The following is an 8,154-nucleotide window of genomic DNA, read 5'->3' on the forward strand; positions in this document are numbered from 1 at the left end:
ATGCAAATGAATTTTTCTATTTACCGTTACAATCCTGATGTAGATAATGCGCCACGCATGCAAGACTATCAGTTAGAGGTCCAAGAAGGCCAAGATATGATGGTTTTAGATGCTTTGATCGCACTAAAAGAACAGGACGCAACTCTGTCATTTCGTCGTTCATGTCGTGAAGGAGTTTGTGGCTCTGATGGCGTGAATATGAATGGTAAAAATGGTTTGGCATGTATTACACCTTTATCAGCCCTTAAAAGCTCTAAAATTGTAGTGAGACCTTTACCAGGGTTACCTGTTGTTCGCGATTTAGTTGTGGATATGACACAGTTTTACACTCAGTATGAAAAAATTAAACCATTCTTAATAAATGATGGTAACCAACCTCCTGCTCGAGAGTTTTTACAAGCTCCAGAAGAGAGAGAAAAGTTAGATGGGCTTTATGAGTGTATATTGTGTGCTTGTTGTTCTACATCATGCCCATCTTTTTGGTGGAACCCAGATAAATTTATCGGACCTGCAGGTTTGTTACATGCATACCGATTCTTAGCTGACAGCAGAGATACTGCGACTGAAGAACGCTTAAATGACCTTGATGACGCATTTAGTGTATTTAGATGTCACGGCATTATGAACTGTGTCAGTGTATGTCCTAAAGGTTTGAATCCGACCAAAGCAATTGGTCATATCAAGTCTATGTTATTAAAAAGAGCAGTATAGGGGCTTTTGGCCAATGCAACTAGCATTGGTCTTATTAACTCTATAAAACGGGTGTTAACCCATCGATTAATGTTAAGCGTGCACTTGCACAACTTAATTTGCAAGTCTGATTAAACCAAGGGAAGACAATGCAGCAAAGCGTGATGAAAGCATGGTGGGATTCATCTCACATGTCTGGCGGCAACGCTACTTATGTAGAAGATATGTACGAAGCCTATCTTGAAGATGCGCAAAGCGTTTCTGAAGAATGGCGAAGTGTATTCGATAAATTACCTGAAGTTGAAGGTGTGGCTGTTGAAACCAAACACAGCCAAGTACGAGATCAATTTCGAGCATTAGCCGCATTAGGCCCGTCAGCAAGAGCAGGGGTCGGAGCAGTTGCAACACAAGCATCTGGTAGTGGTGATGAAAAACAAGTAAAAGTATTGCAGTTAATTAATGCTTATCGCTTCAGAGGTCATCAACATGCTAATCTTGATCCACTCGAACTATGGAAACAACCTAGAGTTCGTGATTTAGAATTATCCCACCATAACCTTTCCGAAAGTGACTTTGATACTAATTTCAATGTAGGCTCTTACGCTATAGGTAAAGAAACCTTACCCCTTGGTGAATTATTTAAGTCGTTAAATCGTACATATTGTGGCTCTATCGGTACTGAATATATGCATATTACCGATACTGACCAAAAACGTTGGTTACAAGATCGTATTGAGTCTGTTCAAGCCAAGCCTGAAATATCTAGAGACGAAAAAGTTAGCATTCTTAAGGGGCTAGTGGCCGCTGATGGTATGGAGAAATACCTAGGCGCTAAATTCCCTGGAGCTAAACGGTTTTCCCTAGAAGGTGGCGATGCGTTGGTTCCAATGCTTAAAGGGCTAATTAGTCATGCTGGCACCAAAGGCACAAAAGAAGTGGTCATTGGTATGGCACATAGGGGCCGTATTAATACTCTAGTGAATGTACTTGGTAAAAACCCTTCGGTATTGTTTGATGAGTTCGCTGGTAAACACGACGATAGTCTTGGAGCCGGTGACGTAAAATACCATGCTGGTTATTCTTCTGATTTTGCTACCCCAGGTGGCAATTTACATTTAGCGCTTTCTTTTAATCCTTCGCATCTAGAGATTGTTAATCCAGTTGTTATCGGTTCCGTGAGAGCAAGATTGGATAGACGTGGTTGTACTGATGGTTCTGTTGTTTTACCTATTACCATTCATGGTGATTCAGCTATTGCTGGTCAGGGTGTAGTTCAAGAAACCTTCAACATGTCACAAACCCGTGGTTTTCAAGTGGGTGGTACAGTACGTATTGTCATTAATAATCAAGTTGGCTTTACCACATCTAAGACTGAAGATACTCGCTCTACACAATACTGTACTGATATTGCGAAAATGGTCCAAGCGCCAATTTTCCACGTGAACTCTGATGATCCAGAGGCGGTTTTATTTGTTACTAAGCTAGCCCTTGATTACCGTAATCAGTTCAAGCGTGACGTAGTTATTGATTTAGTTTGTTACAGACGACATGGTCACAATGAAGCTGATGAGCCAAATGCGACGCAGCCTTTGATGTATCAGAAAATTAAAAAACACCCTGTACCTCGTCAAATTTATGCAGAACAGCTTATTGCTGAAGGCAGTATACAAGCTCACGAAGTTGAAAAGCTTATTAATGAGTACCGAGCTGCTTTAGATCATGGAGCTTGTGTTGTAGAAGAGTGGCGTCCAATGACAGAGCACTCTGTAGATTGGACTCCATATCTTGGACACGATTGGGATGTGAAGTTTGACGGTGCAATCAGTGCTGAAAAAATCATAGAGCTAGGCAATAAACTATGTACCTTCCCTGAAGGTCATAAATTACAATCACGTGTTGCTAAGTTGTATCAAGACAGAAAGGCAATGGTTGCCGGCGACAAAGCTTACGATTGGGGCATGGCTGAAAACTTAGCCTATGCATCAATTGTGGATGGTGGTGCAAATATTAGAATGACAGGTCAAGATTCTGGCCGAGGTACGTTCTTCCATCGCCATGCAGTTTTGCATAATCAAACTGATGGCAGTGACTATATGCCACTACAAAACTTGCACCCCGAGCAAGGTACTATGGAAATCTATGATTCTGTATTGTCAGAAGCAGCAGTGCTTGCTTTTGAGTTTGGTTACGCTACGGCAGAGCCCGGTACATTAACTATTTGGGAAGCGCAGTTTGGTGACTTTGCCAACGGAGCTCAAGTCGTTATCGATCAGTTCTTAAGTTCTGGTGAAGCCAAGTGGGGGCGTTTATGTGGTCTTACGATGTTATTACCTCACGGTTATGAAGGGCAAGGTCCAGAACATAGCTCAGCCAGATTAGAACGTTTCTTACAAATGTGTGCGGATCATAACTGGCAAGTTTGTGTGCCATCCACGCCAGCTCAAGTGTTTAACATGTTGCGTCGTCAATCTTTACGACCTATGCGCCGCCCTTTGATTGTTATGTCACCAAAATCATTGTTACGTCACCCATTAGCAACTTCTTCAGTTGATGAATTAGCACAAGGTGTTTTCCACAATGTAATTGATGAAGTAGATGATATTAGCCCAAGCAAAGTCAAACGTGTTGTGATGTGTTCAGGTAAAGTGTATTACGACTTATTAGAACAACGTCGTAAGAACGAACAAGACGATATTGCTATCATACGTATCGAACAGCTTTACCCTTTCCCTCATGAGGAAATAGGGCAAATTGTAAGTAAATACAAAACAGCAAAAGATTGGGTTTGGTGTCAAGAAGAGCCACAAAACCAAGGTGCTTGGTATTGTAGTCAACATCACTTTTGGGCAGCACTGCCAAAAGGTGCGACATTGACCTATGCTGGCAGAAAAGCCTCAGCTTCTCCTGCAGTAGGATATATTTCAGTTCACAACCAACAGCAAAAAGACTTGGTTGATGATGCATTAACAATTAAATAAGGAACCAGTATGACAATTGAAATAAAAGTACCGGTATTACCTGAATCAGTGGCAGATGCATCAATCGCGACCTGGCACGTAAAGGTAGGTGATAAAGTCAGCCGAGATCAAAACTTAGTTGATATTGAAACAGATAAAGTAGTGTTAGAAGTAGTCGCACCAGCAGACGGAGTCATTTCAGAAATTTTCCAAACTGAAGGTGATACCGTTTTAGGCGAGCAAACAATAGCAAATTTCGAAGAGGGTTCAGCAACTGCTAGTGCTTCAGCGCCTGTTGCAAGTGCAGAATCAAGTCAACCATCCGGTAATAAAGGTGAGTCAGTGGATATTAAGGTACCTGTTCTGCCAGAATCAGTGGCAGATGCAACAGTAGCAACATGGCATGTTCAGCCAGGTGAAGCGATTTCTCGAGATCAAAATCTAGTTGATATAGAAACAGATAAAGTAGTGTTAGAAGTTGTTGCTCCGGCAGATGGCTCGCTAAGTGAGATTTTATCCCCTGAAGGTGAAACCGTAACTGGTGAGCAAGTGATTGCCAAATTTGTTGCTGGTGCTGCTGCAGCGCCAGTAGCCGAAGCTCCAGAAGCTACATCAGAAGACAATGATGCGCTTAGTCCATCTGTACGTCGTTTGCTAACTGAAAAAGGTATCGATGCATCAAGCATTAAAGGTACAGGTAAAGGCGGACGCATCACTAAAGAAGATGTTGAGAAATCATTACAAGCACCTGCTGCTAAACCAGCTGCCCCAGAAACTGCAGCTCCTGCTGTTGCGCTAGGTAATAGAACAGACAAACGTGTGCCAATGACTCGTTTACGTAAAACAATTGCTACGCGTTTATTAGAAGCTAAAAACAGTACAGCAATGCTAACGACTTTTAACGAAGTTAACATGAAGCCAATCATGGACTTACGTAAACAGTATCAAGAGCAGTTTGAAAAGCGCCACGGTATTCGCTTAGGGTTTATGTCTTTTTATGTTAAAGCTGTAACTGAAGCATTGAAGCGCTTCCCAGAAGTTAACGCTTCAATCGATGGCGACGATATTTGTTATCACAATTATTTTGATATCTCTATTGCTGTATCTACTCCTCGTGGTTTAGTGACACCAGTACTTAAAGATACTGATGCCCTAGGCATGGCCGGTATCGAAGGGGGTATTCGAGAGCTAGCCCTTAAAGGACGTGATGGTAAATTAAGTCTTGCAGACATGCAGGGCGGTAACTTTACTATTACAAATGGTGGTGTTTTTGGTTCACTGATGTCGACACCGATCCTAAATCTTCCACAAAGTGCTATTTTGGGTATGCATAAAATCCAAGATAGACCTATGGCGGTAAATGGCAAAGTAGAAATCTTGCCAATGATGTATTTAGCACTTTCTTATGATCACAGAATCATCGATGGTAAAGAATCGGTTGGCTTCTTGGTTACTATTAAAGAAATGTTAGAAGATCCAACGCGTTTATTGTTAGACGTGTAATTGAACGAGGCAGGGAAGGCATGTTCTTGCCTGCATCTCGCTATTGCTAATTATATTGGTAATAGCATTAAAAAAATAAAGCAGCTAACAAGCCGCTTTTTTCTTAAATAAAACGGGTAAAAAACCATGAATTTGCATGAATATCAAGGCAAGCAATTATTCAAAGAATATGGCTTGCCAGTGTCTGAAGGGATCGCTACAGATTCTCCAGAAGAAGCTGCAGCAGCGGCAGATAAAATTGGCGGAAGTGAGTGGGTGGTTAAATGCCAAGTACACGCAGGTGGCCGAGGTAAAGCTGGCGGTGTTAAACTAGTTAAGTCTAAAGAAGAGATTAAAGCCTTCGCTGAAAACTGGTTAGGTAAAAACCTAGTCACTTTTCAAACTGACGAAAATGGCCAACCGGTAAGCAAAATATTAGTTGAATCTTGTACTGATATTGCTGACGAACTTTATTTAGGTGCTGTTGTTGATCGTACTTCACGTCGTATCGTATTCATGGCTTCTACTGAAGGCGGTGTTGAAATTGAAACCGTTGCTGAAGAGACTCCAGAAAAAATTCTAAAAGCTGAAATTGATCCAATCGTTGGTGCTCAGCCTTATCAAGCTCGTGACATGGCTTTCCAACTAGGCCTTAAAGGCGTACAAATTAAGCAATTCACTAAGATTTTCTTAGGCCTAGCTAAAATGTTCGTTGACCTAGATATCGCATTAATCGAAATCAACCCTCTAGTAATCAAAGATGACGGTGATATTCACTGTCTAGATGCTAAAGTAGCTATCGATGGTAACGCTGCTTACCGTCAACCTAAAGTGAAAGCTATGCACGATCCATCTCAAGATGACGCCCGTGAAGCGGAAGCTGCAAAATGGGAACTTAACTATGTAGCTCTAGACGGAAACGTTGGTTGTATGGTTAACGGTGCCGGTCTTGCTATGGGTACTATGGATATTGTTAACCTACATGGTGGCAAACCTGCTAACTTCCTTGATGTTGGGGGCGGTGCGACTAAAGAGCGTGTTGCTGAAGCATTCAAAATCATTCTTTCTGACAGTAATGTTAGTGCAGTATTAGTTAACATTTTTGGTGGGATTGTACGTTGTGACATGATCGCCGAAGGTATTATCGGTGCAGTTAAAGAAGTAGGTGTTAAAGTTCCTGTTGTTGTTCGTCTTGAAGGAACAAACGCTGAATTAGGTCGTGAAGTATTAGCTAAGTCTGACCTAGACATCATAGCTGCTAGCAGTCTAACTGACGCAGCACAGCAAGTTGTTAAAGCCGCGGAGGGCAAATAATGTCTGTATTAATTAATAAAGACACCAAAGTTATCTGTCAAGGTTTTACTGGTGGTCAAGGTACTTTCCATTCTGAGCAAGCTATTGCTTATGGTACAAAAATGGTTGGTGGTGTAACTCCTGGTAAAGGCGGAACAACACACCTAGATTTGCCTGTATTCAATACAGTACGTGAAGCGGTTGAGACGACTGGTGCTACTGCATCTGTAATCTATGTACCTGCACCTTTCTGTAAAGATTCAATTGTTGAAGCAGCAGACGCTGGTATCGAATTGATCATCTGTATCACTGAAGGTATCCCAACTATCGACATGTTATTCGTTAAAGAATACTTGAACGTTAAAGGCGTTCGCATGATCGGTCCTAACTGCCCAGGTGTTATTACTCCTGGCGAATGTAAAATCGGTATCATGCCTGGCCACATTCATAAGCCAGGTAAAGTCGGTATCGTTTCACGTTCTGGTACGTTGACGTACGAAGCTGTTAAGCAAACTACAGACGAAGGTTTCGGCCAATCTACTTGTGTAGGTATAGGTGGTGACCCTATCCCTGGTTCTAACTTCATCGACATCTTGAAATTGTTCCAAGAGGATCCGGCTACAGAAGCAATCGTTATGATTGGTGAAATTGGTGGCTCTGCTGAAGAAGAAGCAGCTGAATATATCAAAGCTAATGTAACTAAACCTGTTGTGTCTTACATTGCCGGTGTTACTGCACCTGAAGGTAAGCGTATGGGCCATGCTGGCGCAATTATCGCTGGCGGTAAAGGTACTGCTGATGAGAAGTTCAAAGCACTAGAAGCTGCAGGTGTTAAAACTGTACGTTCTCTTGCTGATATCGGTAAAGGTTTACGTGAAATTACTGGTTGGTAATCTGCGTAACTCTTAACGATTAAGAAATATAAAAGCCCGCTGAATAGCGGGTTTTTTGTTTTTTGAGTTTTGTTATGCGCTGGGCTTATTGTTCACTTATGGCTATGTCACTTATTTACCTCGCTCACAGTTATCTCGATAACTGCGCCCTGCGTTATTCTACCTTCCGCCATCATTGGCTTTCTCATAGCGCTTTACGCATAACTTCGATGATATGTTGTAAAAAGGAGAATTATTCATAAGGTTGTCATTGTGATAAATTTAACTGTATTAATAGACAGTGTTTTGTAATTTGTCCAATAACAGCAAATTGTGGACTTTTTGGGGTATTTCCACATATAGCTTTTGCTTGATATGGAAAAAACAGTTATAAAATAAGCATGTATGGGCTTTTTAATAAAATAGCCCGAATAATAAACGACATTATGGGGTGTTTAAACACGACATAATGCCGTCTAATAAATTGTTAGAAGTACCAGAGGGAACTGAGATGTCTTATTACAATATGAGCATATTTAAGGTTGCGGCGAAAAAGTCATTTCTACATATTTCTTGGCTTGTTGCACTAATTGGTATTCCGATCATCTTCTTTAGAGGTGGTTTAGATTTAACTGAAAAAACGCTACTGTTTGTTGGTTTCTTAATTTTCTTTTGGCTAGCTTATTTGGGTCTATGCATTTTGTTTCATAGGCTAAGTTTAAGGGATGAAAATAATCGATTTGGCTATCTTGCTAAATCAGAAACTGAAAGGGGTGAGGAAGTTGGTTCTCACTTGGAGGGCTGGTGAAAATTAGTACTTCTAATCGGGTAGCCGGAGGTGTCTAACCTCCAGCCCCCAC

Annotated in this window: 6 protein-coding genes; all 6 read left to right on the forward strand. The window is 41.4% G+C overall.

Annotation, left to right across the window (positions count from 1 at the left end; genetic code table 11):
* The gene (locus tag EOK74_RS13170; protein WP_133470466.1) at positions 1-711 is read left to right on the forward strand and encodes a succinate dehydrogenase iron-sulfur subunit; all 711 of its coding nucleotides are present in this window, start codon (positions 1-3) and stop codon (positions 709-711) included.
* A gap of 128 nt (positions 712-839) precedes the next feature.
* Positions 840-3,668, forward strand: coding sequence for a 2-oxoglutarate dehydrogenase E1 component (locus tag EOK74_RS13175; protein ID WP_133470467.1), 2,829 nt, complete (start codon positions 840-842; stop codon positions 3,666-3,668).
* 9 nt (positions 3,669-3,677) lie between these two features.
* Positions 3,678-5,150 carry a 2-oxoglutarate dehydrogenase complex dihydrolipoyllysine-residue succinyltransferase gene (gene odhB / locus EOK74_RS13180; protein ID WP_133470468.1) on the forward strand — a complete coding sequence of 491 codons (1,473 nt, stop codon included), beginning with the start codon at positions 3,678-3,680 and terminating at the stop codon, positions 5,148-5,150.
* 126 nt (positions 5,151-5,276) lie between these two features.
* Entirely contained in the window at positions 5,277-6,443 is a 1,167-nt protein-coding gene (gene sucC / locus EOK74_RS13185) for an ADP-forming succinate--CoA ligase subunit beta (protein ID WP_133470469.1), read from the forward strand.
* Positions 6,443-7,315 carry a succinate--CoA ligase subunit alpha gene (gene sucD / locus EOK74_RS13190; protein ID WP_133470470.1) on the forward strand — a complete coding sequence of 291 codons (873 nt, stop codon included), beginning with the start codon at positions 6,443-6,445 and terminating at the stop codon, positions 7,313-7,315. Before sucC ends, sucD begins: the two co-directional genes overlap by 1 nt.
* A gap of 490 nt (positions 7,316-7,805) precedes the next feature.
* Positions 7,806-8,102: a hypothetical protein gene (locus tag EOK74_RS13195; protein WP_133470471.1), complete on the forward strand. Its 297-nt coding sequence runs from the start codon at positions 7,806-7,808 to the stop codon at positions 8,100-8,102.
* The last annotated feature ends 52 nt before the right edge of the window (positions 8,103-8,154 follow it).

This window comes from Paraglaciecola marina (assembly GCF_004360155.1).
GTDB lineage: Bacteria > Pseudomonadota > Gammaproteobacteria > Enterobacterales > Alteromonadaceae > Paraglaciecola > Paraglaciecola marina.

Bases quoted from the DNA above. Each gene is read 5' to 3' on its own strand.
- sucD (WP_133470470.1), top strand. From the start codon at position 6,443: ATGTCTGTATTAATTAATAAAGACACCAAAGTTATCTGTCAAGGTTTT.
- EOK74_RS13170 (WP_133470466.1), top strand. From the start codon at position 1: ATGCAAATGAATTTTTCTATTTACCGTTACAATCCTGATGTAGATAAT.
- odhB (WP_133470468.1), top strand. From the start codon at position 3,678: ATGACAATTGAAATAAAAGTACCGGTATTACCTGAATCAGTGGCAGAT.
- EOK74_RS13175 (WP_133470467.1), top strand. From the start codon at position 840: ATGCAGCAAAGCGTGATGAAAGCATGGTGGGATTCATCTCACATGTCT.
- sucC (WP_133470469.1), top strand. From the start codon at position 5,277: ATGAATTTGCATGAATATCAAGGCAAGCAATTATTCAAAGAATATGGC.
- EOK74_RS13195 (WP_133470471.1), top strand. From the start codon at position 7,806: ATGTCTTATTACAATATGAGCATATTTAAGGTTGCGGCGAAAAAGTCA.